1 pseudogene is annotated in these 265 nt (G+C 46.0%); it reads right to left on the reverse strand.

The window, feature by feature from the left end:
- A pseudogene (locus tag AB4512_RS23335) lies at positions 1 to 265 on the reverse strand (exodeoxyribonuclease V subunit alpha); the annotation flags it as partial.

Here is a 265-nt window from a genome sequence, read left to right on the forward strand (position 1 = left end):
TTAACACAGTCATTGGTTGAACCTACTAGGTTTGACGATTGAAGTACCGACACCCAATCAGTACCTAATAACTTTTGATTCAATTGCAGGGCAGTTTCACCATACAACCCAAGTAACTGAGCAAGATCCGCCGTTTGTTCAGGGCCTACCGTATACTGCTGTATAAGCTGAGTACAAATATGACCCTTGCCCAACTCATGGCTCACCACCCCAGCGAGAAAACCGATCTCTTGAGAGTGACTCGTCGCTTGCTGCGCAATAAAAC

This window comes from Vibrio sp. 10N.222.52.B7 (assembly GCF_041474275.1).
In the GTDB taxonomy this organism is placed as follows: Bacteria; Pseudomonadota; Gammaproteobacteria; order Enterobacterales; family Vibrionaceae; genus Vibrio; species Vibrio crassostreae_C.